General features: G+C 65.3%; 21 protein-coding genes. 12 read left to right on the forward strand and 9 right to left on the reverse strand.

The window, feature by feature from the left end; genetic code table 11:
* The first annotated feature begins 26 nt into the window (after window positions 1-26).
* Both AC5Y4D_RS04555 and AC5Y4D_RS04560 read left to right on the forward strand, forming a co-directional pair.
* Window positions 27-476: an SRPBCC family protein gene (locus tag AC5Y4D_RS04555; RefSeq protein ID WP_499944964.1), complete on the forward strand. Its 450-nt coding sequence runs from the start codon at window positions 27-29 to the stop codon at window positions 474-476.
* Window positions 469-2271 (forward strand): sulfatase family protein, encoded by a 1803-nt coding sequence (locus tag AC5Y4D_RS04560; protein ID WP_499944962.1) that lies wholly within the window; start codon window positions 469-471, stop codon window positions 2269-2271. Before AC5Y4D_RS04555 ends, AC5Y4D_RS04560 begins: the two co-directional genes overlap by 8 nt.
* A gap of 4 nt (window positions 2272-2275) precedes the next feature.
* Here the strand turns inward: AC5Y4D_RS04560 and AC5Y4D_RS04565 are convergent, their stop codons facing one another.
* Both AC5Y4D_RS04565 and AC5Y4D_RS04570 read right to left on the reverse strand, forming a co-directional pair.
* Window positions 2276-2497 (reverse strand): acyl carrier protein, encoded by a 222-nt coding sequence (locus AC5Y4D_RS04565; protein ID WP_499944960.1) that lies wholly within the window; start codon window positions 2495-2497, stop codon window positions 2276-2278.
* Between the two features lie 67 nt (window positions 2498-2564).
* A complete protein-coding gene (locus AC5Y4D_RS04570) occupies window positions 2565-4400 on the reverse strand; it encodes a glycoside hydrolase family 15 protein (protein ID WP_500036500.1) in 1836 nt (611 codons plus the stop codon).
* A 26-nt stretch (window positions 4401-4426) separates the two neighbouring features.
* Here AC5Y4D_RS04570 and AC5Y4D_RS04575 point away from each other — a divergent pair, with 26 nt between their 5' ends.
* From AC5Y4D_RS04575 to AC5Y4D_RS04590, 4 genes are all read left to right on the forward strand, one after another.
* Entirely contained in the window at window positions 4427-5383 is a 957-nt protein-coding gene (locus AC5Y4D_RS04575; protein ID WP_500036501.1) for a TIGR03557 family F420-dependent LLM class oxidoreductase, read from the forward strand.
* A 57-nt stretch (window positions 5384-5440) separates the two neighbouring features.
* Window positions 5441-6685, forward strand: coding sequence for an alkyl sulfatase dimerization domain-containing protein (locus AC5Y4D_RS04580; protein WP_500036502.1), 1245 nt, complete (start codon window positions 5441-5443; stop codon window positions 6683-6685).
* A 56-nt stretch (window positions 6686-6741) separates the two neighbouring features.
* Window positions 6742-6975, forward strand: a complete 234-nt coding sequence (locus tag AC5Y4D_RS04585) for a hypothetical protein (protein WP_499944952.1) — start codon at window positions 6742-6744, stop codon at window positions 6973-6975.
* A 103-nt stretch (window positions 6976-7078) separates the two neighbouring features.
* A complete protein-coding gene (locus AC5Y4D_RS04590) occupies window positions 7079-7507 on the forward strand; it encodes a nitroreductase family deazaflavin-dependent oxidoreductase (protein WP_499944993.1) in 429 nt (142 codons plus the stop codon).
* Here the strand turns inward: AC5Y4D_RS04590 and AC5Y4D_RS04595 are convergent.
* Window positions 7485-8057 (reverse strand): TetR/AcrR family transcriptional regulator, encoded by a 573-nt coding sequence (locus AC5Y4D_RS04595; RefSeq protein ID WP_500036609.1) that lies wholly within the window; start codon window positions 8055-8057, stop codon window positions 7485-7487. The two genes, AC5Y4D_RS04590 and AC5Y4D_RS04595, sit on opposite strands and share 23 nt — an antisense overlap.
* 93 nt (window positions 8058-8150) lie before the next feature.
* Between AC5Y4D_RS04595 and AC5Y4D_RS04600 the strand changes: the two genes are divergently transcribed.
* Window positions 8151-8984 (forward strand): mycofactocin-coupled SDR family oxidoreductase, encoded by an 834-nt coding sequence (locus AC5Y4D_RS04600; RefSeq protein ID WP_500036503.1) that lies wholly within the window; start codon window positions 8151-8153, stop codon window positions 8982-8984.
* Window positions 8981-10180 carry a cytochrome P450 gene (locus AC5Y4D_RS04605; RefSeq protein WP_500036504.1) on the forward strand — a complete coding sequence of 400 codons (1200 nt, stop codon included), beginning with the start codon at window positions 8981-8983 and terminating at the stop codon, window positions 10178-10180. The genes AC5Y4D_RS04600 and AC5Y4D_RS04605 overlap by 4 nt, the downstream gene beginning before the upstream one ends.
* Before the next feature lie 55 nt (window positions 10181-10235).
* Here the strand turns inward: AC5Y4D_RS04605 and AC5Y4D_RS04610 are convergent, their stop codons facing one another.
* Complete coding sequence (locus tag AC5Y4D_RS04610) at window positions 10236-10634, reverse strand: DUF4267 domain-containing protein (RefSeq protein WP_499944946.1); 399 nt, start codon at window positions 10632-10634, stop codon at window positions 10236-10238.
* Between the two features lie 97 nt (window positions 10635-10731).
* On the opposite strand from AC5Y4D_RS04610, the gene AC5Y4D_RS04615 reads away from it, so the two are divergent.
* Window positions 10732-12438: a patatin-like phospholipase family protein gene (locus AC5Y4D_RS04615; RefSeq protein WP_500036505.1), complete on the forward strand. Its 1707-nt coding sequence runs from the start codon at window positions 10732-10734 to the stop codon at window positions 12436-12438.
* A gap of 31 nt (window positions 12439-12469) precedes the next feature.
* Window positions 12470-13054, forward strand: a complete 585-nt coding sequence (locus AC5Y4D_RS04620) for a DUF732 domain-containing protein (RefSeq protein WP_500036506.1) — start codon at window positions 12470-12472, stop codon at window positions 13052-13054.
* A 43-nt stretch (window positions 13055-13097) separates the two neighbouring features.
* Here AC5Y4D_RS04620 and AC5Y4D_RS04625 read toward each other — a convergent pair whose 3' ends face one another.
* The 4 genes from AC5Y4D_RS04625 to AC5Y4D_RS04640 form a co-directional block, all read right to left on the reverse strand.
* On the reverse strand, window positions 13098-14033 hold the full coding sequence (locus tag AC5Y4D_RS04625) for a TIGR03619 family F420-dependent LLM class oxidoreductase (RefSeq protein ID WP_500036507.1): 936 nt from the start codon (window positions 14031-14033) through the stop codon (window positions 13098-13100).
* 148 nt (window positions 14034-14181) lie between these two features.
* A complete protein-coding gene (locus AC5Y4D_RS04630; RefSeq protein ID WP_499992306.1) occupies window positions 14182-14796 on the reverse strand; it encodes a nitroreductase family protein in 615 nt (204 codons plus the stop codon).
* A gap of 38 nt (window positions 14797-14834) precedes the next feature.
* A complete protein-coding gene (locus AC5Y4D_RS04635; RefSeq protein ID WP_500036508.1) occupies window positions 14835-15953 on the reverse strand; it encodes an NAD(P)H-dependent amine dehydrogenase family protein in 1119 nt (372 codons plus the stop codon).
* A 22-nt stretch (window positions 15954-15975) separates the two neighbouring features.
* Window positions 15976-17007 (reverse strand): acyl-CoA dehydrogenase family protein, encoded by a 1032-nt coding sequence (locus AC5Y4D_RS04640; RefSeq protein WP_500036610.1) that lies wholly within the window; start codon window positions 17005-17007, stop codon window positions 15976-15978.
* An 84-nt stretch (window positions 17008-17091) separates the two neighbouring features.
* Here AC5Y4D_RS04640 and AC5Y4D_RS04645 point away from each other — a divergent pair, with 84 nt between their 5' ends.
* Window positions 17092-18249 (forward strand): acyl-CoA dehydrogenase family protein, encoded by a 1158-nt coding sequence (locus tag AC5Y4D_RS04645; protein WP_500036509.1) that lies wholly within the window; start codon window positions 17092-17094, stop codon window positions 18247-18249.
* On the opposite strand, the gene AC5Y4D_RS04650 is transcribed toward AC5Y4D_RS04645, so the two are convergent.
* Window positions 18238-19026: a TetR/AcrR family transcriptional regulator gene (locus tag AC5Y4D_RS04650; RefSeq protein WP_500036510.1), complete on the reverse strand. Its 789-nt coding sequence runs from the start codon at window positions 19024-19026 to the stop codon at window positions 18238-18240. The two genes, AC5Y4D_RS04645 and AC5Y4D_RS04650, sit on opposite strands and share 12 nt — an antisense overlap.
* Window positions 19027-19157: 131 nt before the next feature.
* Between AC5Y4D_RS04650 and AC5Y4D_RS04655 the strand changes: the two genes are divergently transcribed.
* Window positions 19158-20345 (forward strand): amidohydrolase family protein, encoded by a 1188-nt coding sequence (locus tag AC5Y4D_RS04655; RefSeq protein ID WP_500036511.1) that lies wholly within the window; start codon window positions 19158-19160, stop codon window positions 20343-20345.
* Window positions 20346-20354: the final 9 nt, after the last annotated feature.

Consider the following 20354-nt stretch of genomic DNA (forward strand, 5'->3'; position numbering starts at 1 on the left):
GTGCCCGAACATGCTTGGATGACGACGTGGCAGCCATCAGTCGCAGCCGAGCCATCGCCGCGCAACCTCGGCAGGTCTGGGATGTTCTGGCGGATTTCGGGGGCCTGTCTTCCTGGGCCGACGACGTCGACCATTCGTCTCTGCTCAATCAGGGCAGTGCCGGGGTGGGGATCGGCACCACCCGTCGGGTGCAGATGGGTGCGAACACGTTGGTGGAGCGCATCACCGAGTTCAGCCCGCCCGAGACGCTGGCGTACGACATCGAGGGTCTGCCTGCCCGGCTGGGCGCAGTCGCCAACAGTTGGTCGGTGCGCCCCGCCGGTGCGACGACCACCGTGACCTTGACCAGCACGCTGAGGATGGGAACCCGGCCAACCGCGCCCCTGGCAGAACGCGTCTTGCTGCGCGTACTGGCCAGGCAGTCCGAGAAGCTGCTCAGCGGGCTGGCCGGACGATTGGAGAACGCACATGTCTGACCGGCCCGACATCGTCATCCTGATGACCGACGAGGAACGCGCCATACCGCCCTACGAGCCGGCCGAACTGCTCGCTTGGCGCCGACAGAAGATGCCCGGTCGCCGCTGGTTCGACGAGCATGGCGTCAACTTCGCGCGCCACTACACCGGATCGCTGGCCTGTGTGCCGAGCCGGCCCACGATCTTCACCGGCCAGTATCCAGACCTGCACGGCGTCACCCAGACCGACGGCATCGGCAAGCGGTTCGACGATTCCCGGTTGCGTTGGCTGCGCGCCGGAGAGGTGCCGACGCTGGGGAACTGGTTTCGCGCGGCCGGTTACGACACGCATTACGACGGCAAGTGGCACATCTCGCACGCTGACCTGGAGGATCCGCTGACGGGCGGGTCCCTGGCCACCAACGACGACGACGGCGTCGTCGACCCGGTCGCGGTACAGCGCTACCTCGATGCCGACCCGCTGGCTCCCTACGGCTTCTCCGGCTGGGTGGGTCCCGAGCCGCACGGGGCCGGCAACGCAAACAGCGGTTTCCGGCGCGACCCGCTAATCGCCGATCGCGTCGTGGCTTGGCTGACCGACCGCTACGCGCGGCGCCGGGCCGGTGACCCGAAGGCGCTGCGCCCGTTTCTGTTGGTGGCCAGCTTCGTCAACCCGCACGACATCGTGCTCTTTCCTGCCTGGGTCCGCCGCAGCCCCGTGCCACCGTCGCCGCTGGATCCGCCGCCGGTGCCGCCGGCTCCCACCGCCGAAGAGGACCTGTCGAGCAAGCCTGCCGCGCAGATCGCCTTCCGCGAGGCCTACTACTCCGGATACGGCCCGTCGCCGGCGATCAGCCGCACCTACAAACGCAACGCCCAGCGCTACCGAGACCTCTACTACCGTCTGCACGCCGAAGTCGACGCACCGATCGACCGGGTGCGCCGAGTTGTCACCGAAAACGGTTCGGAGAACGCCGTTCTGGTGCGCACCTCCGACCATGGCGAGCTGCTCGGTGCGCACGGCGGGCTGCATCAGAAATGGTTCAACCTCTACGACGAGGCCACCCGGGTGCCGTTCGTCATCGCCCGCATCGGCGAAAACCCCACCGTTGCGCGCACAGTCGAGGCTCCCACATCGCACGTCGATCTGGTTCCGACACTGCTCGGGGCGGCTGGCGTGGATGTGGAGGCGGTCGCGGCGACCCTCGCCGGGTCGTTCTCGGAGGTGCATCCGCTCCCCGGCTGCGATCTGATGCCGGTGGTGGACGGGGCGTCGGCCGATGACACGCGTGCCGTCTACTTGATGACCCGCGACAACGTCCTCGAGGGCGACACTGGCGCGTCAGCGTTGTCTCGTCAACTGGGCCGTGATGTGAATCCGCCTGCGCCCCTTCGTATCAGGCTGCCCGCGCATGTGGCGTCCAACTTCGAAGGCCTGGTGGTACGCGTCGAGGACACGGACAGCGGAGCAGGACATCTCTGGAAGCTGGTCCGCACCTTCGACGACCCGGCGACCTGGACCGAGCCCGGCGTGCGCCACCTGGCCGCCAACGGGATCGGGGGCGAGGCGTATCGCAGCGATCCGATCGACGACCAGTGGGAGCTCTACGACTTGACCACCGATCCGACGGAGACCGAAAACCGCTGGGCTGAAACCGAACTGCTCGAGCTGCGTCGGCACCTACGAATGCGGCTCAAGCAGGCACGAGCGTCATCTGTGCCGGAGCGCAACCGGCCGTGGCCGTATGCCAACCGGCAGCCACCGACGGCCGAGTCCACCGGTCTGGCGCGCCGGGTGCTGTCGCGCTTCAGGTAGCGGGCTAACCCGACGACTGGATCGACGCGAGCAGCTTGTGCGCTCGTTGGGCGCGCTCGGCGTCTTGTGACATGACCTCTTCGAAAAACGAAGCGACGTCGTCCAAACCAGCGTTCTTCGCATCACGAACGTACTGCCCGTAATCGTGGCCGGCCTTCAATGAGTGGTACTGCACCGAGATCAAATCGAAAGTCACATCGTCGATTCCGGTTTCGCCAGCAGGCATATCCGTACTCCTTCACAAATCTGTTGATCCGTCAGTCCTACCCGCGCGCCGGGTGCCTAAACAGTTCTCAGGACTGCAAATCCAGTGCCGCGCCGATCAACGCTAGATGACTCAGACCCTGCGGCAGATTACCCAGAAACGAGTTGTCCTCGGGATCGATCATCTCGGAGAACATCCCGATATCGTTGCTCAGGCCAACGAGTTCGTCCATCAGCTCGCGCGCTTCGCCGTCACGGCCGACATAGTGCAGCGCCGAGACGGCCCAGAAGGAGCACGCAGTGAACGCACCTTCCCGTTCTTCACGCGCTCCGCTGTACCGGTACAAGAATGGCCCCTCGCCGAGGTGCCGGCGCAGCGCGTCGATGGTCGACGACATCCGTTGTCCCCGTTCAAATCCGCTACCAGCGTGCAACAGGATCGACGCATCCAGCTTGCCGCTGCCGGGATACCACTCATATGCGCCCAACTTCTCCGACCAGCACTTCCGCTCCACCCAGTCGCGGATCCGCTTCGCTTCACTCTCCCAACGTCGGGGGTCTCCGGGGATCTGGCCGTCCTCGGCCAGTCCGACCGCGCAACTCAAGGCGTGCCAGCAGCCTAGTTTGGATGACGTGTAGTGCTCCAACTTCTCCAGTTCCCACATACCGGCGTCAGGGTTGCGCCACGCATCACAAGCCTGATCGGCGAAGTCGGCCAGCATGTGTCCGGTGTGCGTGTCCAGCGCATGACCGGCGTCGACGTACAACCGCACCGTGTTGAACAGGTCGGCGTAGATGCTCAGCTGCAGCTGACTGTGCGCCCCGTTACCCGTCACGACCGGGCCGATGCCCCGCCAGCCGGGCGCCTGATGCTCGATCACATCGTCGACCGTTGAGCCGTCCAACCGGTAGAAGACCCCGGTGCCGGCGGAGTGGCGGCGAACCGTGTGCAACAACCAGCTGATCGCGGCGTGCGTTTCTTCCCGAATGCCGAAGCGACGCAAGGCGTCCAGGGTGTAGGCCGTGTCGCGGACCCAGGCGTAGCGGTAGTCCCAGTTCTTGCCGCCCGACATCCGTTCGGGCAAGGATGTCGTGCCCGCAGCCGCGACGGCTCCGGTGGGACTGAAGATCAGCAGCTTGAGCATCAGCACGCTGCGACGCACGGCCTCGTGCCAGGTGCCGGTGCACTCGAACTGACTCGACCAGTTCGACCAGTGCTCGATGGTGCGGTCGAGTCCGTCGTCGATATCGTCCACGGCCGAGAGCATCAACGGTTCGTCGTCGCTGGCCACCATACCGAGTACCCGCCGCTCTCCTGCGGAGATAGTGAAGGTGCCGAACATGGCCTGATCGGTGACTTCGAATTCCATCTCTTCGGAGACGGTGACGCCGAGGTTCAGGTCCGCCAGCCGCAACACCGTCCCGTGCGGGGTTTGCCTGGCCCAAGGTGAAGCCGTATCGAAACGTGTTCCCGGCGCGACGCGCCACCGCATTGGCACCTCCCCCTCGACGCCTTCGACACGCCGCACCAGTTCGGTCCACGGCAGGCGTCCGTTCAATCCGAGGTTGAGCGCGTCGGTGACCCGGACTCGGCCCGAATCGGTGTCGAACACGGTCTCCAGAACATTCGTTTCGGGCAGATATCTACGCCGGACGGTGAACCCTACCGATGGCGCCAGTTCCAGCCGTCCGCCGTTGGCCGAGTCCAGCACCGCAGCGAACGCCGGTATCGAGTCGAGGTTGGGGATCGGGAACCAGTCGATGGCACCGTCTTGGGCGACCAATGCGATGGTGCGACCGTCCCCGATCGGCGCGTAACTGCGCAGCGGGACGAAACCGTCGTCGCGGCACGGCGAATCGCTCGGCGTTGAGATGACGGGATCCAGTTCGGGTGCCGGCACGCCCTCGCGTTCCCCGATTGGCACCCGATAAACCGGGTAGCCAGGGATCCATGGCGAAGATCGGATACTTCCTGTCCTGCGAGCAGTTCGGGCCCGCACAACTGGTCGACCAGGCCAAGCGGGCCGAAGCGGCCGGCTTCGACGCCCTGTGGATCTCTGATCATTTTCACCCCTGGAATGACGAGCAGGGGCAGAGTCCGTTCGTCTGGGGAGTCATCGGCGCGCTGTCACAGGTGACGTCGTTGCCGGTCACCACCGCGGTCACCTGCCCGACTATCCGCATCCATCCGGCGATCATCGCCCACGCCGCCGCAACGGCCGCCGTCCAGCTCGATGGGCGCTTCATCCTCGGCGTCGGCAGCGGTGAAGCACTCAACGAGCACGTCCTGGGTGATCGCTGGCCCTCGGTCGGAGTGCGGCAGGAAATGCTCGAGGAAGCCATCGACGTCATCCGGCTACTGCACAAAGGCGAGGAGGTCAGCCACCATGGCAAGCACTACGAGGTTCAGGAGGCGCGCATCTACACTCGCCCGGACGAACCGGTACCTATCTATGTATCCGGATTTGGTCCGCAGGGCGCCGAGTTGGCCGGACGCATCGCTGATGGCTACTGCCTGGCGATGCCTGAAGCCGATCTGGTGACGGCGTTCCGGGAGGCCGGGGGCGGTGACAAACCGGTCCAGGCAGGCACCAAGGTCAGCTGGGACCGCGACCCCGACAAGGGACTCGAGGTTGCTCACCGGCTTTGGGCCAATGAGGCGCTGCCCGGTCAGGCGGCCCAAGTTCTGCCGCGGCCAAGGGATTTCGCCGCGTTGATGTCGCTCGTGAAGCCCGAACAGGTGGGCGAGAACGTCACCTGCGGACCCGACGCGGACAAGCACGCCGCCCAGGTTCGACAGTTTTTCGACGCCGGGATCGACGAGGTGTACGTGCAGCAGATCGGACCTGACATGGAAGGGTTCTTCACGGCGTGGGAACGCGAAGTCCTTCCGCAATTGCGTCAGTGAGCGACGAATTCAAGGACAACTGTTAGGTTGACGCCGTTGTCGATCGGGAGGTCGCTGATGGCGCAATCACTCGATGCGCTGATCAAGCAGGGCGAAGGTGAGCAGGAGGCCGTCGACCTCGGCGACGGCATCTTCATGTCGAAGAACATCGCCAACAGTTATCTGGTCACCACATCCGAGGGCAACGTGCTGATCAACACCGGCACCGACTTCGAAGCCGCGGCGATCAAGGCCCGGTTCGAGCGCGTCAGCAACGCGCCGCTGCAGGTGATCACCTTCACCCAGGGCCACCCCGACCACGTCGGCGGCTGGGATCTGTTCAACGCAGCCGGCGTGGAAACCGTTGCGCAGGCTAATCATTCCGACGTTCGGGAATACTGGCGCAATCTGCATCCGTTCTACGCGCGCCGGATCATGACGCTGTGGGGGGCGTTCGTCGACGTGGATGCGACGGCCGTGCAGCTCCCGCCGGATCCGGTGTTGACCACCGCTTTCGTCGACAGTCATGCGTTCGAGCTCGGTGGCCGGCGCTTCGAGCTCTACGCCACCCCGGGCGGTGAGACCACCGACGCGCTGGTGGTGTGGCTGCCGACCGAGCGCACCGCTTTCATCGGCAATCTGATGGGCCCGTTCTTCGGACACGTGCCGAATCTCTACACGCTGCGCGGCGACAAGATCCGCAGCGCAATGGCTTTCATCCATTCGGTGGACCGGGTGCTCGCACTCGAGCCGCAGACGCTAGTCAATGGACACGACGTCTTCCGGGACGCCGCGCAAATCCGCGACACGATGACCAAGGTCCGCGACGCCACCACCTACCTGCGCAACCGCACGATCGAAGGCATGAACGCCGGTGCCGATCTGTGGACCTTGATGCGTGAGGTGGTCTTGCCGCCCGAGCTCGCGCTGCCCCAGGTCCACGGCAAGGTGCCCTGGATCGTGCGCGCGATCTGGGAGGAGCATGTCGGCTGGTTCCGATACGAGTCGACCACCGAGCTTTACGACGTTCCGCCCTCCTCGGTGTGGCCGGATCTCGTCGAACTCGCCGGCGGTACCGGTCCGCTGATCGCACGGGCACGCGAACACGTCGAGCGCGGCCGTGCCCTGCAGGCGTTGCACCTGATCGACATCGCACTAGCCCAATCCCCCGACGATGCCGCGGCGCTCAGCGTCAAACACACTGCGCTGCAACACCTCCTGACGAGCTCGGGCCGGGAGAACTTCAGCGAGGTGCAATGGCTGGAACAAGACATCGAACGCACCTCCCCCGACAGGGACGATCAGGGCCGCCGAACGAAATAGGTAGCGCTGCCCTGCGGGCGTAGGGTGAGGACAACAACAATGAGGACGGGGCAAGCGTGGTTATCGAAAATTGGTCTGATGCGCCCGAGATCCACCCGTCGGAGATTCGGGTCGGTGACACCATCGGGACGCTGCGTCCTACCGAATGCCGATACGTGGTCAAGCTCATCAGTGGGCCACAGACAAGTCCGCGAAAATGGACGTTCTTCGGCAACGACGAATATGGGCAGCAGCACAACGGCACATTCCGCGACAACGATCTGGTCCGCAGGTATGCCAAGTCTTCGTGACTTCTGCTGAAAAGCGTTCGCGGGAAAGGAGCTGACTATTTCCAGGTTTTCTCTACCCGAGCAGGCGCCGGACGGTCTGACCTCGCCGGTGACAGCCAAGGTCATGAAGTATGCGGCCAAAGCGCACGTCGCGGTCTTCAAACTGACCAACGGGCGCATCGGCAAAACCTGGCGTGTCGGCGCGGGATTCCACAAACCGGTGCCCACACTGCTGCTCGAACATCGCGGCCGCAAGTCCGGCAAGTTGTTCACCACGCCACTGGTGTATCTGCAGGACGGCGAGAACTTCGTCATCGTCGGCTCGCAGGGTGGCATGCCCAAGCATCCGCAGTGGTACCACAACCTGGTCGCCAACCCGGACACCCAGGTCCATGTGACGGGCCGGCGCAACGTGGGCGTCCGGGCGCACGTGGCCTCGCCGGAGGAGCGGGCGGAGTTGTGGCCGAAACTGCTCGATCTCTACGCCGACTTCGCGAAGTATCAGAAGTGGACCGACCGGGAGATCCCGGTCATCGTCCTTTCCCCGCGTTAGCGGTCAGCCGGAACAGCGCGCGGTCCAGCGTCGGCAGGATCTCGGTGATATCGATCTCGCCGGCCGCGAAGCGGGCCACCAAGCCGTAGGCCAGGTTGGACACGATCGGCGGCAATTCCTCCACCAGGTCCGCGTCGGTCCCGTCGAGCACCGCCATGGTGGCGGGCAGCACCGCGTCCAGTCCCCGGCTCACCAACGACTGCCCGCCCGGCGCCGACCGCGCCCGAAAGTACGCCCGCAGCATCCCCGGATGGTCTTCCCACGGTCCGAAGATCGTGCGGAACACGCGCATCAGCCCGTCGTAGACGGATTCGTCGGGCTCAGACTCCTGGTCGGCCAAACCGGCATACCTGTTCTCATCCATCCAGGTTTGCAGTGCAGCCTGAATCAGGCTGTCCCGGTTGGGAAAACGCTTATAGATGGTAGACAGCGAGGTCCGCGCGCGCCTGGCCACCTCGCGCAATTGCACAGCGTCGTAGCCCTCGGTTTCCAGGATGTCCACGACAATGCCCAGAATGCGATCGGGGCGCCGTTCCGCCTCCCCGGCCATCACTTCAGCGCTGACCACGAATTCCCCTTGCCGTTCGTCAGTAACACGGTTACGGTACCTGGTGTAACGAGGTTACTCAACGAGGAGGACGGCATGACCGGCCGGGTTGCAGACAAAGTCGCGTTCGTCACCGGTGCGGCCCGGGGGCAGGGCCGCAGCCACGCAGTGCGGCTGGCACAGGAGGGTGCCGACATCATCGCCGTCGACATCTGTCAGGGCTTCGAGAACTCCCCCGCCCCCGCATCGACGTCTGAAGACCTCGCGGAAACCGCCGATCTCGTCAAAGGTCTCGATAGACGGGTCGTCACTGCCGAAGTCGACGTCCGCGACTACGACTCACTCAAGGCGGCGGTGGACAACGGCGTCGAACAACTCGGCCGACTCGACATCGTCGTCGCCAACGCCGGCATCGGCACAATCGCGCCCAAGTTGCACAAGATGGACGAGGGCCTCTGGCAGCAGATGATCGACGTGAACCTGAGCGGTGTCTGGAAGTCAGTGAAAGCGGCTGTGCCGCATCTACTTTCGTCTGGGGGCGGCTCCATCGTACTGACCAGCTCGGTAGCCGGCCTCAAGGCCTACACTCACACCGGTCATTACAACGCCGCCAAACACGGAGTGGTCGGGCTGATGCGTTCGTTCGCCGTCGAGCTCGGCCCGCAGAACATTCGGGTCAATACGGTGCATCCCACCCATGTGAACACGCCGTTGCTGATCAACGAGCAGACATTCCGGTTGTTCCGGCCGGACCTGGAGAATCCCGGCCCTGACGACCTGGCACCGATCTGCCAGACGTTCCACACCCTGCCGATCCCCTGGGTCAACGTGGAGGACATCAGCAACGCCGTGCTGTTCTTGGCCTCCGACGAAGCGCGCTACATCACCGGTGTCACCCTTCCCGTCGATGCAGGAAGTTGCCTGAAATGACCGTCACCGCCGAGACCGGCGTCTACTACGACCCCTACGACGTCGATATCACCGCCAATCCGTACCCGATCTTCGCGCGCCTGCGCGACGAGGCTCCGCTGTACTACAACGAACGCTATAACTTTTGGGCGATCTCGCGGCATGCTGATGTGGAAGCCGCTCTGTCGGACTGGGAAACGTTCTCCAACAGTCGAAGTGACATCCTGGAACTGATCCAGTCCAAGTTCCCGATGCCACCCGGTGTGATGATGTTCGAGGATCCGCCCAAGCACACCATGCTGCGCGGCGTCATGTCCCGGGTGTTCACGCCGCGGCGGATGGCCGCGATCGAGGACCAGATCCGCAGCTATTGCGTCCGGTGCCTCGACCCGCTGGTCGGGTCCGACGGCTTCGACATCATCGCCGAACTGGCGTCCATGATGCCGATGCGGGTGATCGGCATGCTGCTGGGCATCCCCGAAGAAGAGCAGATCGGGGTGCGCGACGCCAACGACGCCAACCTGCGCACCAAAGCCGGCACTCCCATGAAGGTTGCCAATCCCGACGCGATCGCCGACGGCCGCATCTACGCCGACTATGTGGACTGGCGCGCCAAGAACCCCTCCGACGACCTGATGACCTCGCTACTCAACGTCGAATTCGAGGACGAGAACGGTGTCATGAGAAAGCTGACGCGCAAAGAGGTGCTGCATTACACGCAGGTGGTGGCCGGCGCGGGCAACGAGACGACGGGCAGGCTGATCGGCTGGCTGGCCAAGGTACTTGCCGAGCATCCCGACCAGCGACGCGAAATCGCCGCGGACCGTTCGCTTTTGACACGCGCAGTAGACGAGACGCTGCGCTTCGAGCCGACCGGACCGCATGTCGGCCGCTACACCATCCGCGATTTCGAGATGTACGGAACTACGGTGCCGGCGGGCAGCGCGATCCTGCTGTTGTTTGGTGCCGCCAATCGAGACCCGTTGCGGTACGACAATCCCGACGTTTTCGACATCCACCGCAACAACATTTCCCATCTGACGTTCGGCAAGGGCGTGCACTACTGCCTGGGCGCGAACCTGGCCCGCCTGGAAGGCCGGGTCGCGCTCGACGAACTGCTCAACCGGTGGCCCGACTGGGAGGTCGACTACGACAGCCTCAAGCTCGCGCCGACGTCGACGGTGCGCGGATGGGAGCGGTTGCGGATCCTCGTGTGAGGGCCTTGGCCCTCACTCGAAGTCTCCTTGCGCCACAAGACATTCGAACCCGCTACTAGGCGTCCGCCGGCGCCTCGACACTCCGCTTGTTCGGACGCGCCGCGCCCCACAGCCCCACGCTGATCCCCAGCGCGGCCCCGCCCAGCCCGATCAGCCGCTGCGCGGGCTTGAGCTGATGATGCACGCTCAACCCGCCGAGCAGGTCGGCCGCATCCGCGCCGCCGGAGGCCAGGAACCACCCGCGCGTGTTCTTACCGCGCAGCGCCGCGGCCGCGAGCAGACCACCGATCAAGGCGTCGCGATATCCCATGGAACGCAACAACAATTGCGCTGTGGCGGTTTGGTCGTCCGGATCTCCCCACAGCTTGTTGGAGTTGACGGGATCGACGAGGAAGGAGATGCCCGACGCCAGTCGGATACTGCCCGCTATGAGTGCGGCACGATCGATCGACATGGCCGGAGCTTAGTCTGCCTCTACACCGAACCAGAAGGAGCGCAGGGATGACGACCGTTTCGGTGCCACCCGGGCGGTGATGAGAGGGTTGGTATCCATGCAGAACCCGTTCGCAGACCCGCTACGCCGGTGGGCTCTCGGCCGTAGCCGGCGCGCGCCCGCGATCGATTCCGTCGAGGAGCTCGAGGACGACGAGACCAAGGCCACCGATGCCGCGCTCGACACCGTCGACCTGCCGTCCGCTGACCCGGTGCTGTTGCTGCAGAAGATGGAGAACCGGCTGGTCCGCAACCACCTGGCCAACGACGTGTTGAGCACCGAGCAGGTGCGCAAACTCCGCTACATCCTCAACTTCGCCCGACTCGCCGACTTCGAACCCGGCGCCGCGGGCCCCGGTGGCACCCGCGGACGCGGGGACGTCTCGGTGGGTGCGGAGATCGGCCCGTGGCGGTCCAGGGTCGTCGACGCGCTGTATGAACCACTGCGGGAGGAGTCGAACCCGGTCAAGGCGTTGACGGCGGCGCGGGACGTGCTGGCCGCGCTGAGTGAGGACCAGGACGACCAACGAGAGGTCCTCATCGACCGTCACCGCAACGACTTCTCGTCCGCCGAACTCGACGCGGAGGTCGGTTACAAGAAGCTCGTCACGGTCCTGGGCGGTGGCGGAGGCGCCGGCTTCGTCTACATCGGCGGGATGGAGCGACTGCTGGAGGCGGGCCAGGTACCCGACTACATGATCGGCTCGTCGTTCGGATCGATCCTGGGCAGCCTGGTGGCCCGCGAACTGCCGGTGCCGATCGAGGAGTACGTCGCCTGGGCCAAGACGGTGTCCTACCGGGCGATCCTGGGACCAGAGCGGTTGCGTAGGCGGCACGGCATGGCCGGTCTATTCGCCCTGCGTTTCGACCAGTTCGCGCACGCCCTGCTCAGCCGCACCGACGGCGAGCGCATGCGCATGTCCGACCTGGCCATCCCGTTCGACGTGGTGATCGCCGGTGTGCGCAAGCAGCCGTACGCGGCACTGCCGTCTCGATTTCGCCGTCCCGAATTGGCCGCGTTGCAGGGGCGTTCGATTCCGTTCCGTCCCATCGGGATCGGGCCGTTGGTGGCGGCGCGTATGTGGCAGGTCTCGGCCTTCATCGACCTGCGGGTGGTCAAGCCGATCGTGATCAGCGGCGACGAGCCCGCACTGGACTTCGACGTGCTCGATGCCGCTTCGTTCTCGTCGGCCATTCCCGGTGTGCTGCACCACGAATCGAGCGACCCCCGGATGCTGCCACTACTGGACGATCTGTGCGCCGAGCGGGACGTCGCGGCGCTGGTCGACGGGGGTGCCGCCAGCAATGTTCCCGTCGAACTGGCCTGGAAGAGAGTGCGCGACGGCAAGCTGGGCAGCCGCAACGCGTGCTACCTGGCGTTCGATTGCTTTCACCCACAATGGGATTCGCGGCACCTGTGGATGGCGCCGATTCTGCAGGCGATCCAGCTGCAAATGCTGCGCAACCTGCCCTACGCCGACCACCTGGTCAGGTTCGAGCGCACCCTGTCCCCGATCAACCTGGCGCCGTCCGCCGGCGCCATCGACCGCGCATGTCGATGGGGACGCAACAGCGTCGACAAAGCGATCCCGGTCACGTCGGCACTCCTGCAACCGACGTGGTGGGCGGGCGACGCACCGGCGGCCGCAGGGACAGACCACCAGCAGCGCACGAAGGGGGTTGGGTCGTCAATGAGTTCGGTGATGGCAGCCATTCAGGCACCCGGCGGACGGCTGGCGAGATGGCGGGACCGCCACCTGACCTGAAGCCCATGAACCCGCGGACTACCATGACCTCATGGTCGACCCGGGCGCCGACTACAACACCGGCACGAATACGGACTCATCGAGTCTGGCGTGGTCGAGCGGCACCGAGGTACCGGACATCCAGGGCACGCCGACGGGCGAGGCGCGAGACGGCCGAGGTGCGGACCCCGAACCGGCGATCGTCGAGCAGTCCTGGAGCGTGGTGTTGGGCAGGTCGATCGCGGTTTTGTTGATCTGCATCGGAGTGGCGGCGGTGATCGTGGTCGTCGGCCTGTTGCTGCTCAAGGACGATCCACCACCCAGCGCCACGCCGGCGCGCACCACCACGGCGCCCGCCACCACGACCGACATCGCCTCCACTCCGGATCAGGACAGCCGGTACATCGCGGCGCTCAATGAGACGGGCGTCGTCTTCCGAAACCCTGACGTAGCCGTCTCGAACGGTAAGGCGGTGTGTCAAAGCTTCGTCGCAGGACAATCGGCCGAGCAGATAGTGGCGGACTTCCGTGCGGCCAACGCCGAACATCCCGAATATGCCGACAACGCCGAAGCGATTGTCGGTGTCTCCGTTCGTGCGTACTGCCCGCAATACGCAAAACAGGTTGCTACCTACTGACCTCGGAGCTGATCGACCCCACGGGCGGCTGTAAGGCCAGACATCAGTCAGTAACCGCCCGAAACGCGCTGACCAACGCCGACAACACCTCGATCGCCTGCGCAGGATCGGCCGGCAACGTCCCCGCGAAGCGGATGTCGGTGGCCCCGTCCGCCAACAGCTGCGGGACCACCGCGACCGAAGCGCGAGCGTCAATAGCGTGACCCGGGCCCTTGACCAGCGTCGCGGAACCCTGGACCTGCAGATCGCTCGGGTCCCCGCCGGCGTCGGCGATCGCGGCCTTCATCGCCGGGACGGATCCCTTCAGATCACCGATGGCCGGACCCCAAGGGATCCAGCGCTTTCCGAATCGGCTCAACCGTCGGGCCACCGCCGGATTCACCGTGCCGCTGACCCAGATCGGTATGCCGCCGGGTTGCAGCGGCTTGGGCATCTGGTGAATGCCCTCGAAGCAGAGTTCGGCTGAGCTGTAGTCGGCGCGCTGCTGGGTCCACAGTGTATGGCACACCTCCAGGGTGTGATCGAGCAGGCGTCCGCGACTCCGGAAGGGCAGCCCGACTGCTTCGTATTCCTCGCGCTGCCAACCGATTCCGACACCCAGGTCCATCCGCCCACCGGACAACGCGTCGATGGTGGCCAGTTGCTTGGCCAGCACGGCCGGACGACGCAGGGCGGCGAGCAGCACGCCGGTCGACAACCGGATCCGGCTGGTGGTGGCCGCCACCGCCGTCAGGAAGATGAGCGGTTCCAGCCAATGCCCGTCGGGTCCGGTCGGTTGTCTGCCGCCGGCGGTTCCCCCCGCGGAGGGGTCGCCGTACGCCTCGAGGTTCTCACCGAAGACGACGTGATCGGAGACGACCACCCGGTCGACGCCGGCCGCATCCATGGCGCGCGCCATGTCGATGGTCGCGGTCCAATCCTCGTCGGGGCGGTCGCTGAAGGTACGCAGATACATCGAGAGTTTCGGACGACCCGTCATGGGTCACGAGCCTACGGCCCGCGAGCGTCCCGCCGCGCCTTCTGCTGCGCGAGCAGACGCAGAATCGCACGATCGCGCGCGATCCAACGCGATTCTGCGTCTGCTCGATGCGCACGCGGCACCTTCGATAACCACATGCCGAGAGCGGTCAGCTGGAGCCGCAGCTTCGCCGAGGTTGATCCCAGCGGTCGGTCACCACGACGTCCGACAACGGCTTGCGCCGCACCGGATGGTGTCCACCGCGCGGCCAGCCGACGGTGAGCAGCGCAGCGATCTGCCAGTCGGCGGGCATGGCTGTCACGGAACGCAATTCCTGCTCACACGAGTAATGCCACAGCGTGATCGCGGCACCCAGACCCTGAGCCCGGGCGGCGAGCAGAAAGTTCTGCACGGCGGGAAAGATCGAACCGCCCTGCTGCAGTTCGGTGGCCCCCGGTTGAGGTCGGATGCAGAACATGACCAGTGCGGGTGCCGCGCCCCCGATCCGGGTGTGCTCGGCCATCGTCTTCAGCGCGCGCGACTTCGGATCGTCGGCCCCGTCCTGCGGTTCGGTCAGGTCGTAGTACTCGGTCATCGCCTGCCACGTCTTCGCGGCGCCACGCGTCACCACATCGCGCGCCTGCGTGGACTCGAGAACCACGAACTTCCACGGCTGTTGGTTGCCTCCCGACGGAGCCCAGGTAGCGGCCAGCAGACACCGTTCCAGCACGTCGTCGGCAACCGGTTCGTCCCGGTACCGCCGCACAGCGGAACAGGTTGCCATGAGTTCCCACACATCCTGCGGTGGAACGGATTTCGTGCTCATGTCCGGGCCTGTGCCGTCGGCGGCAGCACACCTCGCCAGGTTCCGCCGCGCACCGGGCCGGTGACCAGTGGCAGATCCAAGGTCGACAGCAGTCCCGGCGGTGCGGCGATCACGGCGGGAATGGCGTTGAGTTCGCGCATCACGGTCGCATAGGTCAGTCCGCGCATGTTGTTTCCGCGGCCGTGCATCTCGACGTCGACGGTGTAGGTGGGCAGACCGTCGATGATGACCCGGTATCCACCGTGCGGCGATGGGTGACGAGGCCAGTGCGGGGCGGAACCCTCCCCCATCCGGGTGATGTGTTCGAGCACCACGCGTTCTTCACCGTCGACCATGCCGGCGAGCTTGAAACGCATGCCCCCCATGGTTCCCGGCTCGATCCACCCCGAGGCAACCTCGTAACGCTCTGCGGCCAGCCACTTCTCGATGGTGGTGTGAACGTCATCGAGCGGCAGGCCGACGCCGTCTGCGACCAGGTGCACGATGGGCGCCCACAGGGCGGAGAGCCGTTCGGTGTCGAACAGCGGTGCCGGATGGTCGGGCGGATGCCCGAATCCCATGAAGTCGAACATGATGTCCGGTTGGTCGATGGGGCCGTAGTCCAGAATCTCCAACATGGTGATCTTGTCGACCCTACTGCTGAACGCGGTCATCGTCAGCGCCACAACGTCATTGGCCCAGCCGGGGTCCACACCGCTGTTGAAGAAGCTGGCGTTTCCCTCGCGGCAGGCGGCCTCCAGCAGCTCGACGGTCTCCTTGTCGGCCGCGGGCGGGTAGCACATCGGCACCAGCGAGGTGCACACCACGTGCTTGCCCGCGCGCAGACAACGCGCGATGTCCTGCGCGGCTTCGCGATAGCGGTAGTCGCCGGACGCGAAGTAGGCGACCACGTCGGCGTCGCCCGCCAGCGCGGCACCGATGTCGCGGGTAGCGATCACGCCGGTCGGTGGCATTCCGCAGAGCTCACCTGCGTCCTTTCCGTCCTTGGCTTCGGAGTGCACGACGACACCGGACAGCTCCAGCCCTGGGTGTGCGATGACTGCCCGCAGCGCACCCACGCCGACCTGTCCAGGGCCCCAAAGGATTACCCGCGGCTGCTGCGCACTGTCTGCCATGTGCACCCTTCCCGATCCGTGGTCATGCCGGCGATGTCTCAGGGCGCACTCCATAGCGCGCGTCGGCAGCCCGGTCCAGTGCGACGGCAGGCTCGCCGTACACCATTGCCCAGCCGCGAACCCGGCGATAGTAGAGCTGGATGTCGCATTCCATGCTGAATCCGTATCCGCCGTGGATGTGCAGGCTGCGACGTGTCGCGTCGCGTGCCGTCTCGTATGCGAACGCGAATGCCATCGCCGCCAGTTCACGTACCCGGGCTGGCTCGTCGGCAAAGGCACACGCCGCCTTCAGCGCAAGCAACCGGGCTCCGTCGGCGGCGGTCGCACTGTCAGCCAGGGGGTGTGACACCGCTTGGAACTTCCCGATCGCAGATCCGAAGGCGTGCCGCTGTTTGGCGTACTCGACCCCGATTTCCACGGCTTTGTTCGCCGCGCCCGCCAACGCGGTCGCGGTGAGCGCCAGCCACAGATCGAGGCCGCTCGCGAACAGCTCCCTCGCACGGTCACCGTCGGCGAGCACGATGCGGCTATCGGGAAACACGATGTCCGCCAACGGCATCGAACCCAAATTCGGCACAGCAGTGCGGTGCTGTCCGAGCGGCACCGCCACGAGCCGGCCGTCCACCATCGCCACCACATGGTCCGCGAGGGCTCCTGCGGGGACCAAACCCAGTCGCCCACCGCGGCCGGCGCGCGGTGCAAAGGTCACCAGTCGATCCCCCGTGAGGGCCTGGCTGAGCAAACTGGCGCCGCCGTCCCCCGCGGCCGCAAGCAACCGGGCGGCGACCTGCGCTTCGATGAGCGGCGCCGACGCCACGGCTCGGCCGAATTGTTCGGCGGTCAATGCCAGGTCGAGCACGGAAGCACCCCACCCGCCGGCTTCTTCCGCGACGGCCATCGCTACCGCACCCACGTCCTGCAACGCCTTCCACAGCACGACATCGAAACCCAGTGGCTCGGCGGCTCGTACCCGCTCAGCCGACGATTCACGGGCGAACAGGGCGAGAAATGAACCCACCAGTTGCCGCTGCTCGCCGGTCAGGCTCAGGTCCACGTCTGCAGGTCCCATCACAGGCGGATATACTCGCTCTCAAAATCGAGAGTAACATTACCGCCTGCGTCGAGGGATCGGGTGCCCATGCATTTCCAGCTCGACCCGGAGACCGAAGCCTTCCGGGACCAGGTGCGTGCCCACCTGCGTGAGGTGCTGACCCCGGAGTTCGAAGAGCGGATCTACCGCAGCGGCGTTGCCCACGACGACGATTTCGCAAAAGGACTCGTCGAGAAGGGTTATTTTGCCCCCGAATGGCCCGTCGAATGCGGCGGACAGGGCCGCAACGGGTGGGATGCGCAGGTCGTCAACGAGGAACTCATGCGCTTCGACGCACCCATGTACCTGTCCGAGACCACCCGCATGGTGGCCTCCATCATCCGCGCCGTCGGAACCAGCGAACTGCAGGATCTCATCCTCGACGGCGCGATGAACGGCGACATCACGATCGCCCTGGGCTTCACCGAACCCGAATGCGGGTCAGACGTCGCAGCGGCGAACACCAGGGCGGTGCGGGACGGCGAGCACTGGGTTATCAACGGCAGCAAGATGTTCACCACCAACGGTCACCTGGCCGACTACGTGTTTTTGCTGACACGCACGAACACTCAGAAGCCGAAGCACCAGGGGCTCACCATGTTTCTGGTCCCGCGCGACACCGACGGCTTTGCGGCGCAGGCGATTTGGACGCTGTCGGGAGAGCGCACCAACGTTACCTTCTATTCCGATGTTCGAATCGGCGACGAGTGGCGGGTCGGCGAGGTCGACGACGGGTGGCGAGTCATCGGGTTGTCGCTGCAGGACGAGCATGCATCCGGTTGGGGTCCGCACCTGGCGCGGCTGTTGCACCACGCGGAGCGATGGGCACACACACCGGACGACGGCGGCGACTCACCCATCGAAAGCACGGACGTTCGCCGGCGACTGGCCCGGGTCGCCGTCGAGAACGAAGTGTCGATGCTGCTCCAACGCCGCTGTGTGTGGTTGCTCGAGCAGGGCGAGGCCCCGGTGGCCGAGGGCTCGATGTCGAAGATCTTCAGCACCGAAGCGCTCGAACGGGCGAGTCAGGACATCATCGAACTCGTCGGCCCCGACGGCGTGCGCAGCTATTTCGAGCCGACCGCACCCGAGCAGGGCCGGTTCGAGCATCTGCTGCGATTCTCGTTGGGCACCACGATCTATGCCGGGACCAGTGAGGTGCACCGCACCATCATCGCGCAGCGCGGACTCGGTCTACCCCGTTAGCTTCCGCGCTCGCCGGGGCGACGCGGTGCGCGCGGTCGACTTCCGCGGCGCGCGTGGTTTCGGTTCCGCCACAGGCGGACTGACGGCCTGCTTGCACCACGACCACAGCTCGTCCTCGGTCAGCTTGGATCCTTTGCCGCCCAGGTGGAATACGCCGATCTGGGCCAACGCCGTCAAGGTGGTGTTCAGCAGCGTGGTGAGTTGGGCGGGGGTCAGATCGTTGCGCACCAATCCTGCTCGCGCGCAGGAGGTGATGATCTTGGTCAACAGTTTCAGGTGCGGTTCCCACACTTTGGCGAAGTCGGCGGGCCGATTGATCTCCAGGCTGAGGTTGTAGATAGTCATCACCCGGCCGCCCACCGATTCCGACGACTCGGCGCGATACAGGACGCCGCGACAGAACGCCTCCAGTTGCTCCATCGGCCCGTCCGCGGCCGCGACTTCCTGCCGGATGTTCTCGGTGAATTGACTGGTGACGTTCTCGTACAACGCCAGCATCAGTTCTTCCTTGCCGGCGAAGTGTTGGTAAAACGCCCGCAAGCTCAAATTCGATCGGTCGATCAAGGTTTGGATCGTGAAGTCGGCTTTGCCCGACTCCTCCACCAATTCCAGCGCCGTGGCCAGGAATCGGGAACTGCGCGCGAGAGCCCGCGCTCTCGCCGAGCTCAGGCGCCGCTCGATGGTGCGTTCCTGCCATGTGGTCGGCGGCTCGACTTCGGGATCGACGATTTCCAACTCGGCTTCGGAAGCGTTGCCGGCACTCTTTTTTGCAGCCATGGTCAGCTCAGAATACTCGCAGACCCCCAGAACCCGCATGCTGCCCACACCAGTTCATGCAGTACCCTGGAAACGGCCATTCTCGCTGAGGGGAAATTCGGTGTACGGCCATCCTCGTAAGGAGTGCGACGTTGAGCGCAGACATACTGATCGTCTCACCGGACGACCATCTGGTGGAGCCGGCCGACTTATGGACCAGCCGGCTTCCGGAGCGCTATCGGGACATCGGGCCGCGGATCGTTCGCACCCGCGGTCGCATGGACCCGACCGTCACCTCCGATGTGGCGTTCATCGAGGACGAGGACGGCCGCGACGCCGACATCTGGCACTACGAGGACAAGACCATCCCGATCCCGCTGATCAGCGCCGCCGCCGGGTACGACCTCGACGAACTCACCACCGACCCGATCACCTACGACGAGATGCGCCCGGGCTGTTACCGTCCGGCCGACCGGCTGGCCGACATGGACATCGCCGGCATCGAGGCTTCGGCGTGCTTCCCCAACACCCTCGTGCGGTTCTGCGGCCAACGCTTCCTGTACGGCAAGGACAAGGAGCTGGCGAAGCTCTGCGTGGAGGCCTACAACGACTTTCAGATCGACGAGTGGGGTGGCAGCTCCAACGGCAGGTTGATCCCGCTCGGCATCATCCCGCTCTGGGACGTCGAACTCGCCGCTCGTGAGGTCGACCGAGTGGCCGCCAAAGGCATGCGCGCCGTGTGCTTTTCCGAGTTGCCCTCTCGTCTCGACCTCCCGTCCATCCACAGCGGCTACTGGGATCCGTTCTTCGCCGCGTGCGAACGAAACCAGGTGGGCATCATGCTGCACATCGGATCGAGTTCGTCGCTCACCAAGTCCTCCCCCGATTCTCCCCATGTCGTCACCAGCGCGCTGATGGCGGTGAACTGCACTATTGCGCTGGTGGACTGGCTGTTCTCCGGGAAGCTCATCCAATTCCCCGACCTGAAGATCGCGTTCGCTGAGGCGCAAGCCGGCTGGATCCCGTACTACCTGCAACGGGTCGACGAAGTCTGGGAAGACCGGCGGGCGTGGGGCGGCATCCACCCCTTGCTCACCGAACCGCCCAGCAGCCAGGTGCCCGGGCGGGTCTACTTCTCCACCTTCGGTGACCCGGTCGCGTTCCGCATTCTCGACCTGGTCGGGCCGGATCAGTTGATGTTCGAGACCGACTACCCCCACAACGACACCAACTGGCCGAGAAGCCTCGAGGTCGCCAACAAGGCGACGGCCGGCCTGGATCAGGAGACCAAGCGGAAGGTGTTGTCCACCAATGCGAAACGGTTCTTCGGACTCGCGTAACCACTGAGG

This window comes from Mycobacterium sp. NGS67 (assembly GCF_059812185.1).